At 69.0% G+C, this 24,686-nt stretch carries 28 protein-coding genes; 11 read left to right on the top strand and 17 right to left on the bottom strand.

The annotated features are described in order from the left end of the window. Together FXO23_RS45420 and FXO23_RS45415 are read left to right on the top strand one after the other, a co-directional pair. On the top strand, window positions 1-244 hold a 244-nt coding region (locus tag FXO23_RS45420), incomplete at its 5' end, for a hypothetical protein (protein WP_158894301.1). Window positions 245-464: 220 nt separating this feature from the next. Beyond that, entirely contained in the window at window positions 465-854 is a 390-nt protein-coding gene (locus FXO23_RS45415) for a hypothetical protein (protein WP_158894300.1), read from the top strand. Window positions 855-1,154: 300 nt separating this feature from the next. Here the strand turns inward: FXO23_RS45415 and FXO23_RS45410 are convergent, their stop codons facing one another. The 4 genes from FXO23_RS45410 to FXO23_RS45395 form a co-directional block, all read right to left on the bottom strand. Then, window positions 1,155-2,132, bottom strand: a complete 978-nt coding sequence (locus FXO23_RS45410) for a hypothetical protein (protein WP_158894299.1) — start codon at window positions 2,130-2,132, stop codon at window positions 1,155-1,157. A 279-nt stretch (window positions 2,133-2,411) separates the two neighbouring features. Beyond that, the gene (locus FXO23_RS45405) at window positions 2,412-2,879 is read right to left on the bottom strand and encodes a hypothetical protein (RefSeq protein ID WP_158894297.1); all 468 of its coding nucleotides are present in this window, start codon (window positions 2,877-2,879) and stop codon (window positions 2,412-2,414) included. A 524-nt stretch (window positions 2,880-3,403) separates the two neighbouring features. Further along, complete coding sequence (locus FXO23_RS45400; RefSeq protein ID WP_158894295.1) at window positions 3,404-3,787, bottom strand: hypothetical protein; 384 nt, start codon at window positions 3,785-3,787, stop codon at window positions 3,404-3,406. Next, the gene (locus tag FXO23_RS45395; protein WP_158894293.1) at window positions 3,784-5,181 is read right to left on the bottom strand and encodes a helix-turn-helix domain-containing protein; all 1,398 of its coding nucleotides are present in this window, start codon (window positions 5,179-5,181) and stop codon (window positions 3,784-3,786) included. Before FXO23_RS45395 ends, FXO23_RS45400 begins: the two co-directional genes overlap by 4 nt. A 347-nt stretch (window positions 5,182-5,528) precedes the next feature. On the opposite strand from FXO23_RS45395, the gene FXO23_RS45390 reads away from it, so the two are divergent. The 7 genes from FXO23_RS45390 to FXO23_RS51290 all read left to right on the top strand — a co-directional run bounded on the left by FXO23_RS45390 (window position 5,529) and on the right by FXO23_RS51290 (window position 10,474). Continuing rightward, window positions 5,529-5,963 (top strand): DUF4254 domain-containing protein, encoded by a 435-nt coding sequence (locus FXO23_RS45390; protein ID WP_158894290.1) that lies wholly within the window; start codon window positions 5,529-5,531, stop codon window positions 5,961-5,963. Between the two features lie 16 nt (window positions 5,964-5,979). Next, the gene (locus FXO23_RS45385; protein ID WP_158894287.1) at window positions 5,980-6,300 is read left to right on the top strand and encodes a hypothetical protein; all 321 of its coding nucleotides are present in this window, start codon (window positions 5,980-5,982) and stop codon (window positions 6,298-6,300) included. Next, complete coding sequence (locus FXO23_RS45380; RefSeq protein WP_158894285.1) at window positions 6,293-6,640, top strand: hypothetical protein; 348 nt, start codon at window positions 6,293-6,295, stop codon at window positions 6,638-6,640. Before FXO23_RS45385 ends, FXO23_RS45380 begins: the two co-directional genes overlap by 8 nt. Before the next feature lie 151 nt (window positions 6,641-6,791). After that, entirely contained in the window at window positions 6,792-7,637 is an 846-nt protein-coding gene (locus FXO23_RS45375; protein ID WP_246258458.1) for a DNA glycosylase family protein, read from the top strand. Beyond that, on the top strand, window positions 7,606-9,084 hold the full coding sequence (locus FXO23_RS45370) for a B12-binding domain-containing radical SAM protein (RefSeq protein ID WP_246258457.1): 1,479 nt from the start codon (window positions 7,606-7,608) through the stop codon (window positions 9,082-9,084). Before FXO23_RS45375 ends, FXO23_RS45370 begins: the two co-directional genes overlap by 32 nt. Next, window positions 9,081-9,707, top strand: coding sequence for a dTMP kinase (gene tmk / locus FXO23_RS45365; protein ID WP_158894282.1), 627 nt, complete (start codon window positions 9,081-9,083; stop codon window positions 9,705-9,707). Before FXO23_RS45370 ends, tmk begins: the two co-directional genes overlap by 4 nt. Window positions 9,708-9,943: 236 nt before the next feature. Beyond that, window positions 9,944-10,474, top strand: coding sequence for a nucleoside triphosphate pyrophosphohydrolase family protein (locus FXO23_RS51290; protein ID WP_218952357.1), 531 nt, complete (start codon window positions 9,944-9,946; stop codon window positions 10,472-10,474). A 357-nt stretch (window positions 10,475-10,831) separates the two neighbouring features. Here the strand turns inward: FXO23_RS51290 and FXO23_RS45355 are convergent, their stop codons facing one another. The 7 genes from FXO23_RS45355 to FXO23_RS45325 form a co-directional block, all read right to left on the bottom strand. Beyond that, complete coding sequence (locus FXO23_RS45355; RefSeq protein ID WP_158894279.1) at window positions 10,832-11,995, bottom strand: protein-L-isoaspartate O-methyltransferase family protein; 1,164 nt, start codon at window positions 11,993-11,995, stop codon at window positions 10,832-10,834. Beyond that, window positions 11,992-12,444 carry a lasso peptide biosynthesis B2 protein gene (locus FXO23_RS45350; protein ID WP_158894276.1) on the bottom strand — a complete coding sequence of 151 codons (453 nt, stop codon included), beginning with the start codon at window positions 12,442-12,444 and terminating at the stop codon, window positions 11,992-11,994. The genes FXO23_RS45355 and FXO23_RS45350 overlap by 4 nt, the downstream gene beginning before the upstream one ends. Then, entirely contained in the window at window positions 12,441-12,731 is a 291-nt protein-coding gene (locus FXO23_RS45345) for a PqqD family peptide modification chaperone (protein ID WP_158894273.1), read from the bottom strand. Before FXO23_RS45345 ends, FXO23_RS45350 begins: the two co-directional genes overlap by 4 nt. After that, the gene (locus tag FXO23_RS45340; RefSeq protein WP_158894271.1) at window positions 12,722-14,557 is read right to left on the bottom strand and encodes an asparagine synthase-related protein; all 1,836 of its coding nucleotides are present in this window, start codon (window positions 14,555-14,557) and stop codon (window positions 12,722-12,724) included. The genes FXO23_RS45345 and FXO23_RS45340 overlap by 10 nt, the downstream gene beginning before the upstream one ends. Beyond that, entirely contained in the window at window positions 14,554-14,703 is a 150-nt protein-coding gene (locus tag FXO23_RS45335; RefSeq protein ID WP_158894269.1) for a lasso RiPP family leader peptide-containing protein, read from the bottom strand. The genes FXO23_RS45340 and FXO23_RS45335 overlap by 4 nt, the downstream gene beginning before the upstream one ends. Before the next feature lie 1,099 nt (window positions 14,704-15,802). Then, entirely contained in the window at window positions 15,803-16,207 is a 405-nt protein-coding gene (locus tag FXO23_RS45330) for a hypothetical protein (RefSeq protein WP_158894267.1), read from the bottom strand. A gap of 477 nt (window positions 16,208-16,684) precedes the next feature. Next, on the bottom strand, window positions 16,685-16,939 hold the full coding sequence (locus FXO23_RS45325) for a hypothetical protein (RefSeq protein ID WP_158894265.1): 255 nt from the start codon (window positions 16,937-16,939) through the stop codon (window positions 16,685-16,687). 819 nt (window positions 16,940-17,758) lie between these two features. On the opposite strand from FXO23_RS45325, the gene FXO23_RS45320 reads away from it, so the two are divergent. Further along, window positions 17,759-18,301: a hypothetical protein gene (locus FXO23_RS45320; RefSeq protein ID WP_158894262.1), complete on the top strand. Its 543-nt coding sequence runs from the start codon at window positions 17,759-17,761 to the stop codon at window positions 18,299-18,301. Between the two features lie 493 nt (window positions 18,302-18,794). Here the strand turns inward: FXO23_RS45320 and FXO23_RS45315 are convergent, their stop codons facing one another. Beyond that, window positions 18,795-19,088 (bottom strand): hypothetical protein, encoded by a 294-nt coding sequence (locus FXO23_RS45315; protein WP_158894259.1) that lies wholly within the window; start codon window positions 19,086-19,088, stop codon window positions 18,795-18,797. Window positions 19,089-19,130: 42 nt separating this feature from the next. Continuing rightward, window positions 19,131-19,838, bottom strand: coding sequence for a hypothetical protein (locus tag FXO23_RS45310; protein WP_158894257.1), 708 nt, complete (start codon window positions 19,836-19,838; stop codon window positions 19,131-19,133). 364 nt (window positions 19,839-20,202) lie between these two features. On the opposite strand from FXO23_RS45310, the gene FXO23_RS45305 reads away from it, so the two are divergent. Then, window positions 20,203-20,562 carry a histone-like nucleoid-structuring protein Lsr2 gene (locus FXO23_RS45305; protein WP_158894255.1) on the top strand — a complete coding sequence of 120 codons (360 nt, stop codon included), beginning with the start codon at window positions 20,203-20,205 and terminating at the stop codon, window positions 20,560-20,562. Window positions 20,563-20,966: 404 nt separating this feature from the next. Here the strand turns inward: FXO23_RS45305 and FXO23_RS52835 are convergent, their stop codons facing one another. The 4 genes from FXO23_RS52835 to FXO23_RS45290 all read right to left on the bottom strand — a co-directional run bounded on the left by FXO23_RS52835 (window position 20,967) and on the right by FXO23_RS45290 (window position 24,575). Further along, window positions 20,967-21,785, bottom strand: coding sequence for a DUF6292 family protein (locus FXO23_RS52835; protein WP_425484973.1), 819 nt, complete (start codon window positions 21,783-21,785; stop codon window positions 20,967-20,969). Between the two features lie 99 nt (window positions 21,786-21,884). After that, window positions 21,885-22,841, bottom strand: a complete 957-nt coding sequence (locus FXO23_RS45300) for a hypothetical protein (protein WP_158894253.1) — start codon at window positions 22,839-22,841, stop codon at window positions 21,885-21,887. Beyond that, a complete protein-coding gene (locus FXO23_RS45295) occupies window positions 22,831-23,652 on the bottom strand; it encodes a CpaE/TadZ family protein (protein ID WP_158894251.1) in 822 nt (273 codons plus the stop codon). Before FXO23_RS45295 ends, FXO23_RS45300 begins: the two co-directional genes overlap by 11 nt. Window positions 23,653-23,804: 152 nt before the next feature. Next, the gene (locus tag FXO23_RS45290) at window positions 23,805-24,575 is read right to left on the bottom strand and encodes a helix-turn-helix domain-containing protein (protein WP_158894249.1); all 771 of its coding nucleotides are present in this window, start codon (window positions 24,573-24,575) and stop codon (window positions 23,805-23,807) included. Window positions 24,576-24,686: the final 111 nt, after the last annotated feature.

The raw sequence follows: 24,686 nt of genomic DNA, 5'->3' as shown, positions 1-24,686 counted from the left end.
TTCGCTGCCGCTCGCGCCAGGCGTGCGAGCCCACATCGGCGAGCACGCGACCGTCACCGCCGATCCGCCGGTGCGCGTGTCGACGGGCGTGTTCGGCCGCGGCCACACGGAGTTTCAGCCGGTGCTGCCCGAGCTGGTGGTGGAGGCCGAGACGGAGGCGTCGGTCGAGTCATTCACCAACCGGCTGCGTCCTCGGGTGCACCGGGTGCGGCTCGACCTCGACGCTGACGATCTAGATCCGTAGCACAGCGGGCGGTCCGTGGCCGAGAGCCCGTTTCGATACGACCGCGCCCGGAGCGGATCTACCGCAACGTGCGTCGGTGGTGCCACGCTGGTCACTCGCCCAGCAGCCCCGTTGCACCTGGGGCACCTCCGCAGCAGCGCTCGCCGGCGCACAAGCCGGGGTTCGGCACGGCGTGGGTGTTCGGTCGCCAGCACTGCCGGTCGCCGGTACGCTGAGGCGCGTGCTTCTGGTCAACCCGGGCAGTGGTCCGTTCCCCACCGGCGATGAAGGCACCGCATCGGTCAACATGGATGTCTTCGTCGCGGATGTGTGTGACCGGTGGAACTACACGCTCGTCACGTCGGCCCGCCGTCCTGAGAAGGACGGTGACGATGGGCGGTACACGTGGGATCTGGAGTTTCTGCGTCCGAATGGGCAGCGCCACCGCTGCGAGGTGCGGATGTTCGGCGTTCCCCGTGACTACGGCGTCGGAGACAACCCGCTCGCCTTCCCTGAGCCGCGGCTGTATGTGGACGGGCAGTCGTGGGTGTGGGACTTCGCGGTAAGCAGCGCGGCGGCAGGCTCCGACCAGGAGCTCGAATATTTGCCCTCTATGCGCCGCAGGCGGTAGCCGTACGTGGTTGCACGGCGCGTGTCGGGCTCCGGCTGGCGTGGCGGGGCAGGCTTCGCGGGTGGATACCGTCGGCCGCGGCAGACTCGCAGCCGCGTGGTCCCAGCGGCAAACGGTGTGGTTCATGGCCGTTTGTCAGGTCGGTGGGGAGCGCGAGCGGTGCCGTGAGCGGCGCGCAGGACACCGAGCCGCGTTAAGGCCGCTGACTCAATCTGTCCTCCGCGCGCGACCACGAAACCAGCCACCCGCCGCAGGTCCTCGAACGACCCGATCGACGACGTGTCGGAGGGGGCGATCGGCTCAAGGATCCACATGGGACGCCAGCCGTGGTCGACGTACCTGCCACGCCGGAGGTGGCTGGCCGCCCTCCTCGCGAATCACGCGGCGGGCCAGCGTCAGGAATTCCTCCCGCGCGCCGCGGTCGGCGCGTCCGGTCCCGCCCAGCAGCATGTCCGCGAACGTTGTCGCGCCCCAGGTCTCGCTTACGCCGTGCCTCGCGAGGTACAGCGCCACCACTCTGATGCCGTACAAATTCTCGGTATCGAGCCACACCAGAGCTAGCATGCGCCACAACCACCGCGCGATTACGTCCACTTTGTCCACAAGGACAGGCGCTTTCACCGTTACGAGCGTGTTCCCGACAAGGAGGTGCCCGTCGGCCCAGCGTGGAACGATCGTGGGACTGCTCATTCCGAGTGGACCGGCGGTGACACCTGTCCAGTCGCGCCACTCGTTCAGCACCCGCGCGTGATGGAAGACACGCATCAACTCGACTAGGTCGTTGACCGCGGCATCGGGCGCGAGACGGCGGAGATCATCGGCAGTGCAAGCCACTCGTCGAAGCGCACTGGCCACATCGGACGGGATACGTCCCTCGTAGTAGGTGTGCTCCCATCGCGACAGTGCCCAGCAGATCCGGGCAAGCCCGATCTCGGTGCCGGGCGTACCCAGTTCGCCAACGGGCGCGTGCTCGTCCAGAAAAGCCTTGCACCGCTTGAGAAAGTCGCCCAGTGCGGACTTGTGCTGAGCGATGTCCCCGCTGAATGATTCCGTACTGGCTGGGTCCGTGTCGCGCCACCCGTATACCGGCGGGCGGTAGGGCGACCACCGATCGCGGGCCCGCTCCGGAAGACGCGCTGGCAGAGGGTAGATCGAGCGCATACGCTCGCCCCACTCACGGTTTCCCAGTCCCGCGCGCACTGCACCGGCGATCGCAGTGTAAGGCGCGGCGCCGTCTACCAGAAAACGCAGTCTTTGGATGAACGCGCGCTCGATCATGGCCCAATAATCAGAACTGGTCGGCTCGGCCCGGTGAGTCGGTGTTCGACGCCGCGCCGCACTAAGCAGGTGCTCGGCCACGGTTCGGGTACCGGAAAGGTTCGCGGCGCACCATCGCCCTAACTCGCCCACGGGGCGCAACTGTGCGGTCAAGGTCATTCGTGCCCGCCCGAACCGCGCACCAAGCGAGCGCGGACTCCTGTACCACCCGAGGGGTTGCCGAACACGCCCAATTCCGGCGAGATCCTGGGTGCTACCGATCGCGCCACGGTCCTCGCCTCACCCACGCGTTGCTGCCGGAATCCAGGCCGGCTTCGTCGCGCCCGCGGCTCGGCACCAATGCGCCAACTCGTATACCAATTCCGCCGTCGTCAGCGTGATCCATCCCAATGTCTCGACACCATCACCTAGCCGCATTAGGGCTTCTCGTGCCCCGTCGGGGTCCGACGCCAGCGCGGCACGCACCGCATCGGCTGCGGCTTGACTCGCCACAGTTCTATCGACGTTCACCGTCACCGCGGGCGCGAATGACACCGCGACCAGTTCCGTCTGCTCGGTGGACCACCCGACGGCACGCGCCATCGTCCGCACCGCCCCCAGCAGCGCCATGCTCACGTCCGCTACCTCAATGACACCGCCAGGCCCGTTCTGAAGCCAATTCGCGATCCGCGCCCGTCCCGCGTCCATTCCATCGTCAAGATCGCCGAGCAGTTCGGCGGCCCTTTCCGCTGCCGACGTCACCGCCACGTCCGGCGTCCCTCGCTCTCTCCGCACTCGGCCACGGGCGAGACGCAACGTTCTCGCTCACCGACGTGTCCGACCTGTTCGCGGCCGAGACTGGCGGTTCGACGCGCCAATCCCGGCCGCGCGACCAGCATTGGTCCGACCGGCCTGTGACCAGGTCGGCCTTCCTTGCAATCGCAGCCGCGTGCAGCGCTTCCCCACTCACGCAGCCACCCTGAGTAGAACATACGTTCGACGGATTGGCAAGGTGGATGGGGCTTATGACCTGCGGCGATCGCTCGACCGCGCCGTCCATCGTCGGAGCCCCTGCCCAGTTTCCAATTGGAGTGGCAACGTTCCAGACTCCCGACTCCGCGGTCGCCAAGCTCTGTGGTCGTCCGCGTCCCCGACCGGGCCTGCCCTGCCGGCGGGCGCTGGTCCGTCGAGTTCGGTCCGCACAATCCCGGAACAAGGTTGGCGGAGGTTCTCGTGGCTGCCGAACGGCCCCGCCGTCCGCCCGGAGTTACCTACCGGCCTGAGCGCGTAGCTCAGGAGATGTCCTGTTCGATGCGTTCGAAGATGTCGGCGTCGGTTTCCTGCTGCCATTCGGGCAGGGCGTCCCAGTCGGCGACGTAGGCCGGTTTCGGGTCGGGGAAGTGCTTGTGGATCTGGCCGATCCAGCAGAGGGCGACGAATCGGCCTTTCTGGTCGCGGGTGAGTTTGGCGGTCGCGCCGTCGGTGGCCTGGATGAAGGCGCGGACCTGCTCGTGGACGGCGGCTGCGGCGGCGCGTTCCCAGTCCGGTGTGTCCTCCCACGGGGCGATGTAGCCCGGTTTGGGTTCGCCGGGGTAGTGCTGGGTGACTCCGGCGATCCATGCTTCGCGGAACACCCGTCCGGGTTCGAGCTGCACCGTGGTCCTCCTCGTCGTCATCGTGCGCCTACTTGTCCGGCCAGGGCGCTGATCTCGGTGTCGAGCTGCTGAACCTGCTTGTTGCCCAGCAGCGGCGCGAGATGTCCTCGCAGGTCGAGCAGTTTGTGGCCGATCACGCCGGAGCCGGTGTGCCGGGCGGTCTCGAGCGCCGCGCTGGCGTGGGTGAGGACGTGGTCGGGGTCGCGGCGGTGGATGCCGATCTTGGCCAGGTCGGTGAGCACGCTGGCGCGGCGTCGCGGGGTCAGCTCGTTGCGCAGGGCGTCGTTGAGCGCGGTTTCCGCGAGATCGGGGCGGCCGAGGGTGATGTAGCAGGTGCCGCGTTCCTCGGCCAGGCGGGAGCCGTCGAAGCGCAGCCACCCGCCGTTGTGGACCGGGCCTTTCAGGTCGCGGACGTGTTCGGCGGTGTCGAGGGCGCGCTGGCAGGCGTCGAGGTCGCCGAGTCCGGCGAAGGTTTCGGCCTGCACGACGCTGACCCAGTGCCGGGTGGACAGCTTGGGATCGCCGCGGTGGGCCAGTGCGGCGGCCAACTCCAGCATCGGAGCCGCCTCGCGGAATTTCTGTTCGTAGACGGCGATGAAGGCGTGCCGGGTCATCGCGCAGGCCCACAGGTCGTACGCGGTGGCTTCTTTCCCGGCGTCCGCGGCGAGGGTGTAGCAGTGGGCGGCGTCGGTGTAGCGGTCGGCGTCGAAGAAGATCTCGCCCTCCAGTTGGAGCAGGTCGCTCATCAAGGCGCACAGGCGCTGGTGCGTGACCTGGTCGTGGGGGCGTCGCAGGCTGGCGGCCAGAACGTCGAGCTGTTTGCGCACCAGCGGCATCACCGCGCCTTTCGATGCGGCCAGAGCGAAGACCTGCCAGAGGTGGCTGTTCAGCTTGGCGAACTTGTCCACCGTCGCTGGGGCCGGAGACACGGCGGCGACCGCCGACGCCTGGTCAGCCTGCTGGCCGTGGGCGGTGCCGGGCAGGGCGAGCAGGGTGCCGGTCATGCTGAACAGGCGTAACAGTTCGCGGCGGTTCATGTCGTCGTCGATCTCCGGAAGTTCGGGCCGGCCGAAGCGGACGAGCGTCAGATGGTCGTCGGTGTTGGTGGGCTGTCCTGGTGGTTGCTCCGGCGGCGGGGGCGTCCCGTGGGCTAGGTCGATACTGCCGGAAGATCCCACCCGATGGGGTGGCCGCCCTGCCGATGCTGTCGTGTCGTCGAGCAGATCGTCGAGTTCGTCGAGGGTGATCTCCAGGGTGTCCGCGACGTCCCGACGCACGCCTGGCTGCGGTTCGGCTTCTCCGCTTTCCCACCGCACCACGGTCCTCCGGCCGACCCCTACCGCCTCGGCCAGCGCCTCCTGGCTGAAACCCTGGCTCTTGCGGCGGTGTGCGAAGCGCTTTCGCTTGGCGGCCATCGCCGTGCCTCCCGCCGTCCCGTCCGCTCCGACACCGAAATGCCGGTGTTGTTCCTGGTCACCGCGTCGGTGCCCAGAAGTGGCTCATTTCTGGCGCGTTCGCACCCTGGTCTCCGGATCTCACGCCCGGTTGTGTGGAGATTACGAGCAGACACCACTCCACGGCAACGGAGAACGCAACGATGACCAGCGCCAACACCGCCTTAGCGGCCCCGCATGATCACGCGGCCGACGCACCAGTCCCCGGTTCCCCACCCTTGGCGCGATCGCAGGCACGACCGATCCCGCGTGGCCTGGCGGTAGCGCGGGCATTCACCACCACACCCTCCAGTGAGGATCGGCACCCAGTGCTGGTCGTCGCCCGGAAGCTGGCGGTCGAGCATCGAGCGCGGACCGCGGCACTGAGGATCATCCACGACCAGGCCGCTGACGATCACATGCTGGCCGCGGCCGCGCGGACCTGGACCGCGCGGGAGACCGCCTGCGCCGTACTGGTTGACCAGCTCGACCGCTGGGCCGCGACCCACCTCCCGGAAGCCCCCGCTGGGGTGCTGCACACCGAAACACTCGGGCAACTCGTCGACCGGCTGGCCCGGGTGTGGATGCGCTCGCAACTGCTCGCCGACGCCGGACAGCCCGCGACCGATCCGCAGGTGCGGGTGGCCGCCGAGCAGGTGTCCGAGTTGTGCGTCGCCTACGACGAACTGGTCGGCGACCTGGTGCGCGGGCGCCGCCGCCTGCCGAAGTCGCAGACCCCGACCGGTCCCGGCGGCATTGCCTGACCAAGCCGAGGGCGAGGTGCGGCTCTGGAGAACGCTGGTCGTGGCGGCCGACAGCCCGCTCGGCCGCGTCGCGCCGATGCTCGACGAGCTGACCGCGCATCTGCCGCCGCCGAACCAGCCGTGGGCCTGCTCCCTCTGTTCCACCGAGTCCTGGCCGTGTTCCCGGTTCGACCAAGCCGCCCACCACCTACGCCGCGCCGGGCTCCGCCTGTCCGACCTGATTCCCCTCGACCTGCACCCCCGCCTCTGGCCGCCCCCGGGGCCCCGGCCACCACAGCAGCCTGCCCCACCTCCCGCCCGGCCCGATCTCGACGAGGAGCGACCCCCCGATGGATGAAGTCCTGACCGCGACCCTGCACCGGGCGGTCCGCGAGCGCTTGGACTACCTCGAAGACCTCGTGACCGAGGCGGACGAAGAGTCCAAGGCCGCGCTGGCGGACACCGAGATTCCCCGACTCACGACCGCATGGCGGGCAGTGCTTTCCGAACACGAGCCGGACGACCGGGGCCGCTGCCCGCGCTGTACGCCGTGGTGGAGCCGCAGGAACCGGCCGTGCTCGGTATGGCGCACCGCCCACCGCCACCTGATCACCGACATCACCCCTGCCGCGATCGGGACCGCGCGGCACGCCTCCCGCCAGCGGCGGACCACCACCGCGCCCGCAGGGGTCTCCTAAAGCGGGGGAACGCGCGGCTACCCCATCCCCGGCGCGTTCCCCCGCCCTCCCACTAACCCAGAACTGGGCACACCGACGCCACAACCGAGGAGGGGAGGTGAGCTCGTCATGATGACCCGATAAACCAATGCCAGGCGAAGGGAATACGCCCGTGTCCGAGGGAACCGAAGCGACCGTGATGCTCGATCACCCGTCCTGGCTGACCGCCGACGACGGCGCCGCGTATCGGGCCGTCCGCAGCGGCCGGTCGGTGTGGGCGGCGATCACCTGCCCACCCGAAACCCTCGACGATGGCGAACTGGTCCGCGTGAGCCTGGTCTCCGGCACGGACAAGGCGATACCAGAAGTAGACGTGGTGGATCCCGCCGTGCTGACCGGCATCGATCCGGTCGCCGAGGCGCTGCGGGAGGCCGGGCCGGTGGCCCGGCTGCGCAACCCGGACCTGTGGGACGCACTGGCGACCGGGATCGTGCGGCAGGTGATCCGCGCCGGGCACGCCCGCACGCTCTACCAGAGGTTCTGCCGAGCCCACGGCGACCAGATCACCACCCCGGCCGGCACCGCCTGGTTGTTCCCGTCGCCGGAGACCGCGCTCGCGCTCGACGACGCGGAGTTCACCCGGCTCGGGCTGGCGTTCAAACGCCCCGCCCTGCGCGCGGCCGCCCACGCGTTCCTCGACCTCGGCGAGAAATGGGCCGCGCTGGAACCGGCACACCTCGCCCGCGAGGTCCAGGCCGTGCACCGGATCGGGCCGTGGACCGCCGCCGCCACGGTCGCCGACACCACCAACGACTTCAGCATCCATCCCTTGTTCGCCGACCTCGCCGTCCGCACCTGGGCCCCACGCCTGGCACCCGAGTGTTCCTGGCCGGAGGACGAGAAGGAGTTCGCCACCGCGTGGCGGAAGTCGGCGGGCCGGCAGCTGTCCGAACGGACGCTGCTCACACTCGCTTGGGGAGTACGCCATGCCAATGCCACAGGAGCTGCCGCGATGTGACGAGCTGATCGCTGGCGCCGACCGCACTCGAGAACTGGACGCGCTGTTCATCAACGCGCCCCTGCGCGACTACGCGCAGCGCCCGCGGGTCAACGATTTCACTCTGCCCGTGCTCGGCATGGGCTACATCGCCACCTACGCCACCACCCGAGGATTCAACGTCGGCGTGCTGGATGCCGAAGCCCACGGCCTCGGCATCGACCACACCGCCCAGCTCGTCAACACCGCCCGGCCGCGGTGGGCAGGATTCAACCTGCTCGCCCCGACCTACGAGATCAGCGCCCGCATCGCCGCCAGCCTGGATCCCGGCATCAAGATCCTGCTGGGTGGGCACCAGGCCAAGGCCATGCCCGCTGAGATCCTCGGCGACCCGCGTATGGCCCGCTGCGAAGCCCTGGTGCTCGGCGAAGCCGAAACCCGGGCGGTGGCGCTGCTCGACGACCACCGCCGCCGGGCCGAGCTGCCCGGGGTGATGTGGCTCGACCCGATCCAGCGCAAGCCGGTCACCGGCGGGAGACCCGGCACCGCGCACCATCTCGCGCCGGACCTCGACGGGTTGCCGTTCGTTGACCGCGTCTTCCTCACCCAAGACCCCCACCTCGAGAACGGAGTGTTGGAGGCGAACATGGTCGGCGCCCGCGGCTGCCCCTACAACTGCTCGTTCTGCGGCGCGGCCGTCTCGGCGAACCCGGACATCACCATCCGCACCCGCGACCCGCACAACATCATCGACGAGATGACCCAGCTCCGCGACCACGCCGGGGTGCGGGCGTTCCGGTTCGTCGACGACCTCTTCCTCGGCGCCCGCCGCGTCATCGACCAGATGATGACCGCTTTCGCCGGCGAACGCGTCGGCGCCTGGGCCCGCTGGGACGCCACCGGCCGGATCAACGTGCTGCACCGCGCCAGCGACACCACCCTGGAGACCTTGGCACGCAACGGATTGCGCGAGGTTGCGCTCGGGATCGAGTCCGGCAGCGAACGCATGCTCACCCTGATCGACAAGCGGATCACTCCCGGCATGGCCCGCGCCGTGGTGCGGCGGTTGACCGAGCGCGGTATCCACGTGAAGGGGTATTTCATCCTCGGGTTCCCCGGCGAAACCACTACAGAGGTGGACGCCACCGTGCGCCTGGTGCATGAGCTGTGGGAGCTGACCGACCGGCTGCCGGGCCGGTTCAGGGCCAGCGTGTTCGAGTACCGGCCTTACCCCGGCACCCCGGACTGGCACCGGCTGATGGCGACCGGCCGCTACACCCCCGCACAGTTGCTCAACTACAGCGCGGTGGATTTGACCAGCGGCGGGGTGAACGAGTCGATGCGGGAGCGGGACGAGTTCAACTTCTCGGTCAACCTCCCGCTGGCCGACGCGCCGATCAGCCACATTCGCGCCCGGCTGATCGAGCTGGCGCGCGCGCAGCACGAGCGCAAAGCGGCCGCCGCATGACCGGCCTCTTCGTCACGGTGGACGGGATGGGCGGCGCGGGCAAAACCACCCTCGTCGAGCACCTGCACCGCTACCTCACTGACCGCGGCCACCCAGTGCACGCCACCACCGAGCCCTCCCACGAGCGACTCGGCGAGATCGCCCGGCACCAAACCAGCATCTACTCCGGACATACGCTGGCCTGCCTGGTCGCCGCCGACCGCTACCACCACCTGACCACCGAAATCCGCCCACACCTCGACGCGGGCCGGATCGTGCTCTGCGACCGGTACATCACTTCCTCCTACGTGCTGCAATACATGGACGGCGTGCCGCTGACCTTCGTCGAAGCGCTCAACGCCGAAGCCGACCGCCCCGACCTCGCCGTGGTGCTCACCGCGGAGCCGGAGGTCGCCGCCGCGCGGATCGCGCAGCGCGGGGCGCACAGCCGATTCGAGGCAGGGATCACCACCAGCGTCCGGGAAGCTGCCCTCTACCGCGAGGTGGCCGAACGGCTGACCGAGGACGGGTGGCGCGTGGCCGCAGTGGACACCACCACGGTGTCGCCGGAGCACCTGGCCGCCGAGATCGGCGAGCGAATCACCGCACAGGTAGCCGTACGCACCACAGGCCCGGACCTGTGAGGACACCCAGCCGATGGCCGATCGTCATCTCATCGACGCGCACGAGCTCCTGGACAACCCGGGCTTACTCATCCAGCGCCGCGACAGCCACCCGGCGTTCGCCCAGTGCTGCACCTCCCGAACGTTCCGTTGGCAAATCCATTGTCGGGATGAGTGTTTGTCGGCTCCTGCGATGCGTGGCGTGGGCTGAGGGTGGCCGGAGCAACCGTCGTTCAGCGCGTCCCTAGTCTCGCTCCATGGATTTGGCGCGACTGAGTGATGACGTCGAAGTGGTCTCGCGGGGTTATGCCCGTGCGCATGGGATCACGCGGGACGAGACGTGGTTTCTCCTCAAACTCCAGGAAGAAGTCGGTGAGCTGACCCAAGCCTTCTTGATGCGGACCGGTCAGGCCAGGTCGAAGGGGAACACGCAACAGGAACTGGACGACAAATTCGGTGCTGAACTGGCCGACGTGTTGTGTCATGTCCTGCTGATGGCTCGGCACGGCGGAGTCAATTTGAAGGAGCAGGTCGAGCGGAAGTGGCTGGTGTGGCACCCCGACAAATCCGTACCTTCCGCCGCGGAGCCGGTAGGTACAGCCGACCCTAGGCATGATCTCGCTGTTGGATCTGAGGCAACTGCGGAGACCACTGGACTGCTCATGACCGAGCGCACCGGACCACCCGGTGAGAATGACGAGGAGGCCGCCAAGCTGGCGGACGCGATCGACCAACTCGTCGACCTCGGGCTCGTCACCGTCGAACTCGATGACGAACCCAAGGGATAGCCGCACTGCTTCCGCAGATCTGGTAACCGTCGATCATATAGGCCCCGTGGTGGACTGCCGTCCGCTCTAAGGTCGCTGCGGCGAACTGGTTGAGGCCGTCCCGTGGCGCCGGCGAACAGTTCTGCCTGAAGCACACGCCACTCGTGACGCTCCAGACCCTCGTCGGCCTCGCGCACCAGCTCCTGCCCGTCAACCGGGTTCACGACGTAGGTCAGCCGTGCCCGCACATCCCAACCTCGATTTCGGGCAGCCGCGACGAAAGCAGCGAGGGCAGTGGGGCCGGCAGGGGACCCAGGGCCACAGCGCGCCTCGAATCCCACGGACGGACCCGCATGTGGACGTCGGGGACCTTGGTCGTCATCGCCTCGCGGAGTGCCGCCACGTCCGGGGCGCAAGCAGGGGTATGGCCAGGTCGGGGTGCGGCGCGAACACGGTGGCCCAGCTAGTGGCGGCCGGTTTCCCGGCCTGAATCCAGCGGTCGGTCAGTTCCCGCAGCCGGGCTCGCAGCGGGCCGGTGTGCTCGGCTTCTCCGGCGACGACGAGGTCGCCGGTGTGCTGGATCCACGCCGCCGCACCGTCGTGCACGAGCGCGGTCATCCCCGCGGCCGGGTCGAACGCGTCGTGCTCAATGTAGGCGCGGGTGGTGCGCGCGTCCTGGGTGGCGAGGAAGCAGGTCAGGTCGGGGTAGGCCTCGGCGCCGACGGCGGGCGCGGCTCCGGCGAGCCGGTGCACCGGGCAGGTGGTGATGTCGGTTCCCGGGTCGTGGGCAAACAAGCCAGTGGGGCGCAGGTTTCCGGTAGCGGGCATGAAGTCCGCCCACAGTGCGATCTCACCGATCACCGCGTTGCCGTCGCGGCCGATGGTGAGGATGGGGTGCACTCCGGCGTGCGCGATCGGCGCGACGATCAGACTCTCCTCGTCGGCGAGCTGGTCCAGCCAGCCGGGCGGGATTCCGGCGATGCCGCAGGTGACGATGATTCGATCCCAGCGGCCCCGTCCGGGGTCGCCGAGGTAGCCGTCGCCGTGCACGATCCGGATCCACCGGTCCAGGCCGAGGTCGGCGATCGCGGCCGCGGCCTCGGCGGCAGCCGTGTACCCGGCTTCGACCGCGGTGACCCGCACGCCGGTGATGGCGTGGATGAGCGCGGCGTTGTAGCCGGTGCCCGCGCCGATCTCCAGCACCCGCAACCCCGGACGCAGTTTCAGCGCTTCGAGCATGCGGGCCATCACGCTGGGCCCGGACGAGGACGACATCGGCTGCCCCGGCGTGCGGCCGTCGTGGGTGACCAGCGAGTTGTTCGCGTAGATGATGTCCAGCACCTCGGCGGGCGGGCCTTCGCCGGGGCTGAGGGTGTACCGGTCGGCGCGGAAGTGGAAGGTGCGCAGAAACCGGTGTCGGGGCACGGTGGCGAACGCGGCGTGGACCGCGTCGGTGCGGATCGCGCCCCGCGCGCGCAGGTCGTCGGCGTAGCGGGCCAACCGGTCGGTCAACTCGGGCGAGAGTGCCCAGCCGATCGTCATGGGCGAGATCCTCTCGCAGGGCCGATGGTGATCAGTGGCCGGTACAGCAGCCGGGGGTCGACCGGTTCGCCGACCGGTTCGCCACTGGCCTCGACCCAGGCATGCAAAGTCGGTGGTGGTGAGGCGGCGCCGACCCGCCACACCACCACGCACCCGGCCAGCCGGGCGGCGATCACGGTGGCCACCGACCGCAGCAGGCAGCCGTGCCCGCCACTGGCGGCCCGCAGCGATACGGTGACCACGCTCGCCCGCGCCCGCAACGCGCATTCCCGACTTTCCAGGTCTGGGTGGGTACCCGCGTACAGGACGCGCAGGATCGCGCCGATACGGGCCGGGCGAGCCCGCGTCGCGGTGAGCACCAGCCGGGCCGCGCCGACCGCGACCAGCGCGCGGACCCGCTCCGCGACCGACAGGGCGACCGGGGTTTCCAGCACGATCGGGGTGCTCATCGCCGCCACCGCACCAGCTTGTACTCCACGAGTTGGCCCAGCAGCCGGACGACGTCGGCACGGGCGACGTCCTCAGGCACGCCGAACCGGGCGCGCACGGCAGCGACCGCGGTGTCGGTGCCGCCAGCGAGTAGCGCGTCCAGCATCACCGCCGCGCTGAGGTTGAGGTGCAGGACGCGGCCGCGCGGGTCCAGCACGGTGTGCCCGTCGTCAACGGGCGTGACCCGGACACCGCGGGCCAGCACCAGGGAGGCGGGTCGTTTCCGGTCACGGCGGATCAAACGCATGCGCGCCCTCCCGCCAGTGCGGGCGCCAGGTTCAGGTCGCGGAGCCAGACCTCGAGCGCGATCAGGTCGGTGACGAACCCGGGCGCCAGGCCACTCGGACCGAACCCGGCGAGTTCGGCCCGCAGCCGGTCCGGGTCGACCAAGCCCAGCTCTACCAGGCGGGACCCGGACAGCAGCGTCGATACCTGTTCGCGGTTTTCCTTCCATCCCAGGAAGATGTCGTGGTTGTAGTGCGCTTTGGTTCGGCGCGCCAGCACCTCCGCCGGTATCCGGTCGCGGAAAGCGTGGCGCAGCAACGGTTTCGGCCGCCACGGATCCGTACGGCACTCGGGCCGCACCGCCAGGCACGCCGACACCACGGCATGGTCGAAGAACGGCATCACGGTCGGCACCCCGGCCGCAGTCATCGCGTCCGCGTAGAGCTTCGCACGGTAGGCCGAGGCCCGGATCCGCACCACCGCCGCGTGCACCCCGGCATCCGGATCCACCGGCACCGGCTCGACCTCGGTGAGCAGTCCGGCCACCACCTGCTCGGCCTCGCGCGTGGCCCACGGTGGCAGCAGCGGCGCGGCTTCCCACCCGACCAGATCGACCGCGGTGCCCACCGGTTGCCCCAGGACGAGGGCGCAGCGCCGCAGCCAGACCGGGTAGCCGGGGCGGCGTGCCCGCGCGGCCAGCAGCGCCCCGGCCGACACTCCGTGCAGCGCGGCGTGCCCGCGGACAGTCCGCCACCTCGACCAGCTCGCTCGGCCGCGACCGGGCAGCCAGGCCAGCGGCGCGAGCAGCACCTCGTCACCGCCCTGGCCGTTGACGTGCTGCACGATGTTGTGCGCGGCGAGGATCGCCGCAACATGGCGTTGCCGGGCGGCGCCCGCGGTGAACGAGCACGGCTCATCCATCCCAGCCGCGATCGGCCGGTCCAGGCCGCTGAAGAACTGCGGGATTTCGCCCGCGCCGACCACGCGGTGTTCGGCACCGAGCACGGCGGCGGCCTGGCGGGCCCAGGCGAGATCGTCGTCGACCGGGGACGAGCCCGCGGTGGTGACCAAGAGCGGATCCGCCGCACGGGCCAGGAAAGCCAGGGTGGTCGAGTCCAGACCGCCGGAGAGCTGCACGCTCACCCGGCCCGGCGCGACGGCACCGACCGGATTTCCCACTGCTTGGGTGAGCGCGGCGGCCAGCTCGCTGGCACCATCGTCGAGTCCGCGCACCGGATCGGGTGCCCGCCACCACCGCGAGGTTCGGACCCGGTCACCGGCGACGGTCAGGACGTGCCCGGCCGGGACCGGGGCGACGCCGAGGAACGGCGAGCGGGTCTCCCGCACTGGGCTGGGCATTTCCGGGCTGGCCAGCTTCGCCGCCAACCAGGCCCGGTCCAGCGGCGCGTCAACCAGGCGGCGCAGGACGTCGGCGTGGCTGGCCACCACCGGCACCTCGCCGCATCGGGTGCTGAACACCCGGTGGAGCCCGGCGGCGTCGGTGACCACGCGCACCCGCCCGGCGCAGGCGAGCACCACCGTGGCGCCGCCGGTGGCCGCCATCAGCGGCGCGAACTCGCCCCCGTCGACCGCCCGGCGCAGCGCGGCCTGCGGCCACTCCCACTGCACCGGGGCGGCGGGCACGGCCACCGCCACCGTGCCCAGCACACGCACCTGTGGACGCTGGGCGGCCGGGTGGCACACAAGCCACGCCCGACCCGACCGATGCTGGACCGCGACCACGCCCTCACCGGCGAGCGCCTCCGCCACCGGCGCGGCGGCCGCGGCGTCCGGCAGCGCGCACCACCAGCGCGGCCCGGGACTGTTCGGCGTGGTCCTGCCGCTCATCCGGGGAAGTAGCCGCCCGCGTCCCCGTCATCCGAACGGTTTTTCGAGTACTGACCCTTCGTTACCTCACCGAACGCGCCCACCTCGGTGATCTGCGGCGGCTCGTACTCGACGGCTTGCTGTTCCTGCTGCTGATTGGGATCCATCGGACAGCTCCCTCCCCGGTGCCGAACCCCTTGGCCCCGAAACCCGCCCAGCCCCGCCGCCACTACGACAGGGGCTGCACAATGCGTTCCGGTGCACTTATCCTCTGTGACCGTACCGGCTTGGACCGACGATTTCGCCGGTTCGCTCGCACAACCCCACCAACGCAGGCACCTCCGCAGACGGGTGTCCGTTCGGAAGGCGTGGGCACGACGTCACCGAGCGGGACCATTGCGCCTATTCGTATTGGCGGTGCCGGGATTCGGCCGGGTTGTCGAACAGCCTGCGAGCGGCGGTCCGCAAGCTGGTCAGCCTGGCCGAGTTGACTACCGGCCGCGCTTCTTCGTATTTCCCATGTCAGCGCGCACGTCGACTCCTCGCGTCCGGAGAGTGGCTGCGGCGTTGGCGAGTGCCCGCCAGTCCGAGGTGCGGCAGGGCAGGAAGTAGTGGCTGCCGTCCGGCAGGGTGACGCGCCACCGGTCCCTCCGACGCTCCACCGCGCAACCCCGCTGAGCGAGTCGGGCACGGAGTTCGTCCCACGTGGTAGGCCACCGGTTGCCTTGACCGCCCCGGCGACCCCGCCGGCGAGGCCGGGGCGGTGTGTTCGGTCCGGTCGAGTGCGTAGGGGCTGGAGTGGTGGTTTCGGGGGTGGTCAGGAGCACCGTGGCCACCACGGCGGTGTCCCGGAACACGATCAGGACGCAACCGTTGCGGCACCGTTGTTCGAGGTGAGGCGCATGTGGAATCGCCGTCACGGCCGTCGGATGGTGGTACGCGGCCGCGACGGCCGCGCACGCGGCCGGGTTGGTGACGTGACGGGCGGCGCCGCGGGTCATGGGAGGCACGGCGGTTGCGTGTGGATCGTGGACGAGCATGTGGTCGACCTCCTGGTGTGCTGGGCTTGGGCCGGACCGGTTGCTTCTGGCCCTACAACGGGTACACCCCTTGGGGTAAGGGGAGGTCTGCCCTTTTTCTCGTTAGCGCCGGGCGTGAAGTGCCACTTGGGTACGTTCGATCCGGTTAAGGGGGACGTTCGTAGATCAGCCCGGTCTCGGCTTGTTCGGCTGATCGAGTCCTGGTCGGCCGTCGGTCGGAGCGAGGTCAGTGTCGGTTCTGTTCGTCGGTCTCGGCCAGTAGCGCCAGCTGCTCGGCCAACCTGTCGACGTGCTTGACGATCGCCGCCTCGTGGCCACCGTGGGGATTCAGATACCGCACGCCGTCGACCTGGAACCACTCCAGCACCTCGTGGACGGCCTCGTTCAACGCCAGCGTCAGAAAGTGCGCGATCCAGTCCTGCTCGGACACGGCCGGGTCGGTCTCGTCCGGGCAGTCGGTCTTCCCCCAATCGCCGGGAACCCGATCTCTCACGCCGAGCGCGTCCGGAGTATCGGGCCCGAACAACTCACCCGGCCGGAACTCCCGCGTATCGGTCGGGCCGAATGCCAGCCGGTAGGACAGGCGTGCCGCCGCGAGCTGCCACGGCAGCGGATCAGCAGCGTCGGGCACCCTGCTCGCCCTGTTCTACGTTCGGGTTCTCGCGTTCCCCAGTGGTGTAGTCGATTCCGCTGTGCCGGCCACGAGCCGCGCGTGTGATGCTGAAATTTCGCGGCGCCCCCGGCGAACTGCAAGATCGGTCACGAAGACGACTGGTCAGTGGTTCGACGAGTTTCTCGCCGAACCGGGAGCACCGTGCTCAGACCCAACGGTGACGCGGACGCTAAGGGATCGGGCGGGAGGCTTCCGGGGGGTGGATGCGGACCTGCCAGGCGGCGGCGTGGACGAGCAGATCGATCACGTCTGTGGGGCCAGCGCAGCTCCTCGTCGACGGTGATCGGTACCCGGCGGTTCCAGGTCGCCGTAGAGTTCGTCCCTCGGGTGAGGTCGACCGAGCGTTGCACCGCGTGGGTGACACGGGTCCACGATGACCGAACGCCGCGGCCGCTTCGCTGACGAGGTCGCTGACGCTGACGTGGTGCGGATGGATCATGATGGTGTCGTACGGCGTCGTCTCTTGGCCTGGGTCAGCGCGAGTCGCATGTCGAGAAGGTCGTCTACGGCCATGGAATCGCCTGCTGCGGCCCGCTTCGCGGTCGCTCGGTCAACACGGTCGACGAACCGGTCGATGTCTGCGGCAGTGGGCTGGTGGGGCTTCATCAGAGCGTCGATGTCCGCCGTAGTGATCTCGCCGAGTGGTTTGTCGCCGAGGTCGCCGAGCATGCGCCGTGTCGCCGGAGTCACGTGCTGGAGTATTCCACGCCGACGCCATGCCGAACACCGTCGTGGCGGGGTGTGACCGGACATGATCTTCTTGCTTGGCCGTTGTCAGGGGCGGAGGAAAGTGCACAGCAGCCGCACTCGGTGTCGCCGTGCGGGCAGCTCTCCGCTGACCGCGGGAAGTCCGCGCCGCCGGCAGAACCCATCGGTCACCGGAATCCGTTGGACTCCGACCTCGCGCCGAGCGACCGCGTCCACGATCGGCATCCTCCCGCCAACCAAGGCGGCACCGCAGCACGCGCCACCCCGTCCGGTAACACACCACCGTTGTCCCCGCGGACGATCACGCTCATGACCTGGCGGTTGACCCGCCGCGCGGTGACATGCACACCGACAGCTCCTGCCGGTGCGGTCCTCTGCGTGTTCTGGACGGCGCCGGCGGAACCGTCAGATGGACGCGGTGCGGGTCGATCCTGTGCAGCTGCTGCGGGTGCTGCCGTCAGCTCCGGAGCTTCGCAGGAGGGGCCGGTGCTTGTCCCGGTGCGCGAGCAACGCATCGGATTCGGCGTCTCAGGGCCGCGAAGTAGGGTGGTGGTCGGACGGTGAGCTACCGGACCCCGGTGCAAATGCGCAACAGTCACAGAAACCTTTCCTGATGGCTAGCCACCGTGAACTCATCTCTCTAAATTAGTGGCTAGCCCCCTTTTCGACTCGCTGATGTTCCATGAGTGAACAGGGGAGCAGGAGTCAACGACTCAGGCGCGCCTCGGTTTCCGTTTTCCTGCGGCGTAAACGCCATGACAGTATTTCCCGTTCCTCTTACATGATGGGAGAATATGAGCCATGCCCGAGACCACGACCGAATCTGCCCCCGGTGCGGCGTCCGCTGAGCTGGTCGAAGCGCTGCGCACCCGCGCGGCCTCGCCGGGTGGGCTTCCCCGACCGGTGGTCGACGCGTTGCTGGAAGGGTTCGCCGCGATGGTGGCCGCGTGCGGCGAGTTCTCCACCAACGTCGACGGTGAGCCCACCAGCGTCCGGGGACTGATGGAGGAGATCAGTCAGCGCGGCTTGCGGAAGCTGCCAACCGCTCAACTGCTCACCGCCGCGGCCGCCGCACCACAGAGTGCGGACCGGTACCTGATCACGATGTGCGCCAGGTTCACCGAGGAGATCGCCACGGACGCCGAGCGGGAGATGGCCAAGGTCCGTTCAGCGGGAGCACGCTTCGCGAACCCGGCGACGCCCGCGATGACGCTCGTCGCCGAGATCGCCCGGTATGTGGCCAACGCGACCAGCGGGAGCACCTTGGCACTGGGACAACTCGCCGCTGCGGCAGGCGATCTCGACCTTGCCCGGGCCACCCGCCCCGCCGAGTCGACGTCCTAACCGATATCCACTCGGCTGGCCAGGAACTGCGGGATGTCGCGATCGAGGCAACGGCGCGCAAGCGGTTCGCCGAAGGCGCGACCTCGCGGGCATGGCTCGACCGGAACCAGAAGACCTTCGACGCGGATGTTCTATCCGGAGCAGGTGAGGAGCCCGCGTTGAGTGGCTGGGCGGCGGCCAGGCTGTGCAGAGCGGCTCGGTGGCATCGCCACCGGGCCGTGGCCGAAGCTGTCACGGCGTAGATCGGATCGAGGCCGGTTTCCACGGCTGAGTCCCGGCCGCTGGCGGCCAGCCGCTCGGCCAGGACAGCGGCCAGGCGGCGAGCGGCGGCGCCGCGCACGAGGCGGTTGCCGATGATCGTCTGCCCACCGGGCAGGGCTCGTGGGCGGGTGTGGACTGGCCACCTTGGTAGGTGCGGGTGGCGGGATCCCAGCGCGCGCCAGCGCGGACTCGGCCGACATACCCGAGGCGGTCCAGGTTCGGGCCGCCCACGTCAATGGGCACCCGGAATCGGTCGGCGGCGGGCGGCCGCCGATCTCCCGGGCGTCCCCAGCCGCACGTGGCCAGCGACCACCGCCAGTGGGGTCACGTCCACATACGCCGACTGCAGGACCGCCGTACGCACCCGAACCGAACGGACATCAGCAAGCTGGTCACAGATCCGACGCCGGACCATCTCCGCCACGGTCGTCTGCTCGGCGGCGAACGCACGAGCCGCTGCCAGCGCGGCCGAATCCAGCGTGCGCTGCGCGAGGTCAGGTGTTGGGAATGACTCTGCGGTGATCACGAGTCCTCCTTGGCCTGTGTTGAAGCCTTACTAAGGAACGCGTCAACGGCTGCCGACGCGGTCGGCTGGACACCCCGGGGGCGTGACAAGTCCTGCTCGGTGGTCTAGCGCTGTGGCGAGTGCGGGGAGGTCGTCGGTGTCGAGCAGGTTGGCGTCGTTCGGGTCGGCGACGGCCTGAATGGCCTGGGTGGCGTGACCCAGTTCTGCGGTCACGGCGATCGCGCACTGGGTGTGGGTGCCGGACACGGTGGCCAGCCATTGCGTGCCGTCGTCGGTTGAAGCGAGTTCGAGGATGGGGTTGCTGAGGATGTGACTCCAGGCGTGGGCCGCGCGTGCGGCAGGGGCGCCGATGGCGCGTAGGGGCAGGACGATTTCGTCCATGTCGCTGATGGCCGCGACGGCGACGTCCTGGGGTGCCACGAGCAGTTCTCGTTGTCGGATGACGAGTGCCCGGATCGCGGGAAGGTGGGCGAGGACCTGGGCGCGAGCGATGGCGTCGTGGGTGGCTTGGAGGTAGGTGCCCGCGACTTGGGTGTCTCTGGTGCCGATCAGTTCAGCGATGTTTTCCCACGGGGTGGCGATTTCGCTGAGTTCGCCGGCGGCGGCTTGGTCGCACAGGTTGAGGATGGTGGTCAGCAGGGCGGCGCGCTCCGAGCCGGAGAGGCCTTTGAGGAAGGACAGTTCGTGTAGTTGGGTACGAATGTGGTGGGTGGTCATCCTGGTGTGGCAGGTGCGTGTCCGGTTGCTCACCACTTGCTCCCTTCCCGAGGAAGTAGGCGCGCTGTCACTTCAGGCGGTCATCTCCCGGCGACTGGCGCAACCGGTGTCGTTCTGGTTGCGATTCCCGACAGAACACGTCCGTAGCCGCGGGGTGACCGTCTACATCGGTGGCCAGATGAGGGTTCCGCTTCCGGTCGCGGTGGACGTCCCTCTCTGTCTGCAATCTTGCTGTATCAGAAGCACGATTGGCAACTGTGGACCGGAATGGATTTGAGTTGTGTGCATGGCTGGATAGTCGTCGTGATAATTTGTTGTCCTGGATGTCGAGCTGGGACCAGGTAAGTGTCTAGGTTCGGCGGCGGCCTACTGTGGAACAAAGCTAAGGAGAATCACCATGGCGCAGCAGGTGCTGGTCAGTCTTGTCGATGATCTCGACGGAAGCGAAGCCGACGAGACTGTTGAGTTCGGGCTTGACGGTGTGAGCTATCAGATCGATCTGTCGGCGGAGAACGCTGAGGAGCTTCGTGACTCGCTTGCGCAGTTCGTGGAGCACGCTCGCCGCGCTGGCGGCCGCAAACGCCGTGCCTCCGCGTCGGTGACGCCGAAAGCCGCGGCCGCGCCGACGGCCAAGGTGGATCGCGAGCAGAATCAGGCGATCCGGGCCTGGGCGCGGAAAAATGGGTACGGGGTGTCTGATCGCGGCCGGATCCCGGCTGAGGTGGTCGAGGCGTACCACAAGAACGGCAAGAAGTAGCCCACCGGTCAAGAGCGTCGTTCTCGACGTTCGGATTTCTCACTGCGCCCGCCAGGTGATCACGGGATCCTGGCGGGCGCATTTGTTGTTACAAGGGCCTCGTACAGTACAAGACTCCCTTGAGGCTGGGGCTGCTATGACTAGGAGCGGCGGGCGTGCGGGCGGGGTGCATGCTCTGCACCCCGTGGGTGCTCGCGATTGAACGCGATCCAAGGCGCGCGATCCGTTGGCACCGCGTCTACATGCGCTTGCGGTGCTGGTCGCGGCTGCCCAGGGATATGCAGCGCATGCTCACGCACGAACGATGTTGGAAGGGGCGGGGTGCACACCGTGCACCCCGCGCCCTAGCCCGTTTCGCGGCGGTCTGCCTAGCCAACCGGAACCACAGGGTTGCTCCAGTTCCCTCACCGCCTTGCGCGCCCTCTCTGGTTGTGCCCTGGAGGCCGCGCCGTCGGCGTGCCTCCTGCCTGTTGACCGCTACGTGTCAACCGAAGGCGCCGCGCGGAATCGGGTACAACTAGCGCAGATCCACGGGTTATCGGTTGTCCGGCTTGCGCGGCCGGAGCTGCCGCGCCCACCGTGTCCCCCTGCTCAAACGAGATTGCCACCTCCGTCGGCTGTTGGATGACGTTGCCAGTGAGAGCCTCCCCTGGCCCGTGCGAACCAGCTATCGCCTGAACAGGCCCGCTCCCCCGGGTTTTCGGACGTGTGGTCCAACCCGAGGATTGGACATCAGTCCCGATTCCGGGGTAGGCCAGGCTGATGAGCACCCAGTTGGCTACCGGCCCCGGGCGGGGTATCTGGGTGTGTCCGAAGTAGACCGGGCCGCGCGGGTGCGGGTCTTCGGGGTAGCGCACTTGCCAGTACCAGCCTGCTCGCTCGTCCCAGCGCAACCGGACCCAGTCCGCTTCCGCCCAGGCGAGGGTGAGCGGGTCGGCGAGCGCGACGGTCATGGCCGCACGGCGGATCCTGCTGGCGGAATCCAGTCCGACGGTGACCGCGTCGACGGTGATCCCGCGTCGGCGCAATGCGGCCACGACAGCCCGGATGTAGCCGTCATGGCCGCCGGTACGGAGTACGAGCACGAGTTCGCTCCTGTGTGGACATTCGAGTGAGCGCCACGCTGTGCGCACCTCCACTGCTCCGGTGGCGTGGGGGCATCGATCCAGGAGTGAGTGCACCTGGGCGGCGCCTGGGAGCGGTGGTCTCTTCGCTGGCCTCATGGGGTTGACGTGTGGGGCGTTGGGCGTGTATCGCGCGCGCACGCCACGCGCGCTACGTCGCGCGGGCGCCTACGCGGGCGCCCGCGCGACGGGCGAGCATCAGGTGAGCTTGTCCCAGCCGGTGGCTTCGAGGAGGTGGTCCAACTCGGTGGCGGTGAACCCGACGCTGACTGCCTCTCCGCGGATCCGTTCCACTTCCGAGCGCGGGAATCGCATTTCGCGGGCCTCGACGAGCGCGGTCACGAGCGCCCGCTGCCGTTTGGTCAGCGTCTCGTGTGCCGCGTTGACACCGCGGATGGCGGTGAGGATGCCCTCGCGGATGCTTTTGCGGATGGAGTCGGGCATGGTGGGTGTTTCCGGCGCGTTGCGCATCTCCAGGGGAACCAGCCCGCGGCCGGTGAGTGGTTGCGCGGCCACGACCTCGGAGCCGCTCGCCTTCTGGCCACCAGCACCGGCCGAATCCTTTGATGCAGCAGCGTCCGTCCTGGCCCCGCTGGTGTCAGGTTCGCCGGCGCCGCTGTTGTCCTGTCCGTCGGCGGGTGCGGGATCCGACGTCGCGGCCGCGGTGTCGCGAGTGGACTCCGCCGCGCCCGCCAAGACCGAGGCGTCCTCCGTGAGTTCAGTGTCCGCATGGACGGTCCCTGGTTCGCCCGCTGCCGCGTTCTCGCGCTCGCTGGGGTCAACACCTTCGCGTGGCGCCGAGGGTGGCGTGGCGGACGTTTCAGCGCCGTTTCCAGGGGTGTTCCGCCGGGCGTTCGCCAGAGGTTTCTCCGCAGTGATGGGAGTCGGGGCGATGGCACCGTTTCCCCCGTCCTCGTGTGCTTGCGCACCCCTGCCGCCGGTAGCGCCGCCGGTGTCGACCCGCGCGCCCACGGTGGGCTCATGCTCGCCGGTGGTGGTTTCGGGGGCTGGGGGAGTGGCGAGGGCGAGGTCGGCCACGCCGGCGGTCTTGGGCTTGCGGGGCTTGGGCTTGTGCGGCTGCTTGGGCCGGTTGACCTTGTCGGCCGCGGCTTCGAGCGCGGACAGGGAACTGGGGGTGTGGTTGTCAGGCTGCATAGCGGATGACCTCCTGTGCGAGTGCGGTGGTGTCGTCGGTGAGGTCGGCGGTTTTGGCGCCGAAGCTGGGGGAGGCGGCGATCACGGTGCGCAGCTGCCGGTGGGGCAGCCAGGACTGGTGACGGATGAAGGCTTGCGAGATGGGCACGTCGTAGTGCTGGGCCAGGGCCAGCAGGCGCTTGCTCTCGTAGCCGGGCAGGTGCTCGAGCTTGCGCGGGGTCGCGTTGGGCACCAGCAGCAGCGGGAAATCCCGGAGCTTGTCCAGCGCGGTCTCCAGCGCGTCGAGTTCGCCGGTGCCGAACATGACGGGCATGAGCACCAGGTCGGCGGCTTGGGCCGCGCCGAGCGCGGCGGAACTGCTGGGGTGGGTGTCCACCAGCACCCCCTGCGGCCTCTTCTGTTGCCACTGGCGGGTCCAGGACAGCAGCAGCTCGGTCATGCGGTCCGGGGGTGGCTGGTTCTCCTCCAGCGCGTCGCTGCCGAGCACCAGATCCGGTCGCCCCCTGCTGCGATGTAGGCGAGGGGCACGGCCCTTGGGATCGAAGATTGCCTCAATCAGCCGGTCGGAGGTGAGCTGGGCGGCGATGCAGCCCAGCAGGCGACTGACACAACCCCCAGCCCAATCCAGATCAGCGACAATCAGATCGAGGATCCATCCCAGCTCTTTGGCCAGAAGCGTCTTCCCTTGTGACCCTTTCGCACTGACGATCGCGATGATTTTACCGGCGAGTTTGCTGGCGCCTTCGAGGCGAAGTTTTTCAATTAGCTCGAGCAGCGCAAGTTCTCGTTCGCGCATTGCTGCTGATTTCACTCTCAGCTCCTTCGTCCTGAGTGAAGTTTCGCGAGATGCCTGTACGGAAACAGGGCAATTTCTCAAGTCCCGTGCGAGTCCCGGTGGCGAAAAGGGGAAACCCTCATTCCCTTTCGTGCCGCGCCCGGACCCGCGATCCGGGCGAGCGGGATTCACGACGGCGCCGACCCACGATCCGGCGAGCGGGGTGCCGCCCGGGGACGGCCGCCCTGCCCATCGCGAGGACGCCCCGACCGCGGCCGCGCCGTGACGTTGGACGTGGCGGAAGAACTCGCGGGCGGACCGGCGTCGGGCGAACGGAACTGCGGGGAGTGCGGGTTGCACCGCGGGCAGTGCACCCAGCTCGTCTTGGCCTCGTCGAGCCAGATCACCCGGGACGCGACACCCTCGAGTTCGCGGCCGTCGCAGTCGCCGCACAGCGGCGGCAGGACGGTTCCAGGACGGTTAAGGGATGGTTCGGGTGCAGACCCTGCACCCCGTGACGTCGCTGTCTGCACCCCGTTCGGTCCACTCTGCACCCCGTCGCCCTGGTCGGGGTGCAGACCCTGCACCCCGACGCCAGGGCTGTGGACAACATCGCCAGGGCTGTGGATAACTTGATCATCGCCGTGCTCGGACCGTTCCAGCGCCAGGTCCCAGCCGTTCGGCCGCCGGTCCGCCCGCCGCACGTGCGCGGCCACGATCTCCGGATCCGCGGGCCGGATCAGGCCCAGTTCGGCCAGTTCGGCCAGCGTGTTCTGCACCGAGCGACGCGCCAGCCGGGTGTAGCGGGACAGCGTGGACAGGGCAGGGAAAGCGTTGCGCCCATCCGGGCCGGCGTGGTTGGCCAGCCCGACCAGCACGATCGCCAACGTCGAGGCGTTGCGCTGATCACGCGGTATGGGTGCCCGGTTCAGCGCCCAGTCGATCGCCTCGATACTCACGACACACCCCGCACAGCAACAGCGGACGCCGCACCGAGGCAGGGGAACGCATCCCGGCCTCGGCCCGGGCTGCACCCGCCGTTCAGGAGTCCTGCGAGAAGCCAGCGGCAG

It is taken from the genome of Amycolatopsis anabasis, from assembly GCF_009765355.1.
In the GTDB taxonomy this organism is placed as follows: Bacteria; Actinomycetota; Actinomycetes; order Mycobacteriales; family Pseudonocardiaceae; genus Amycolatopsis; species Amycolatopsis anabasis.
Note: the sequence above shows the minus strand (reverse complement) of the source record. Positions and strands in the feature narration are given on the sequence as shown.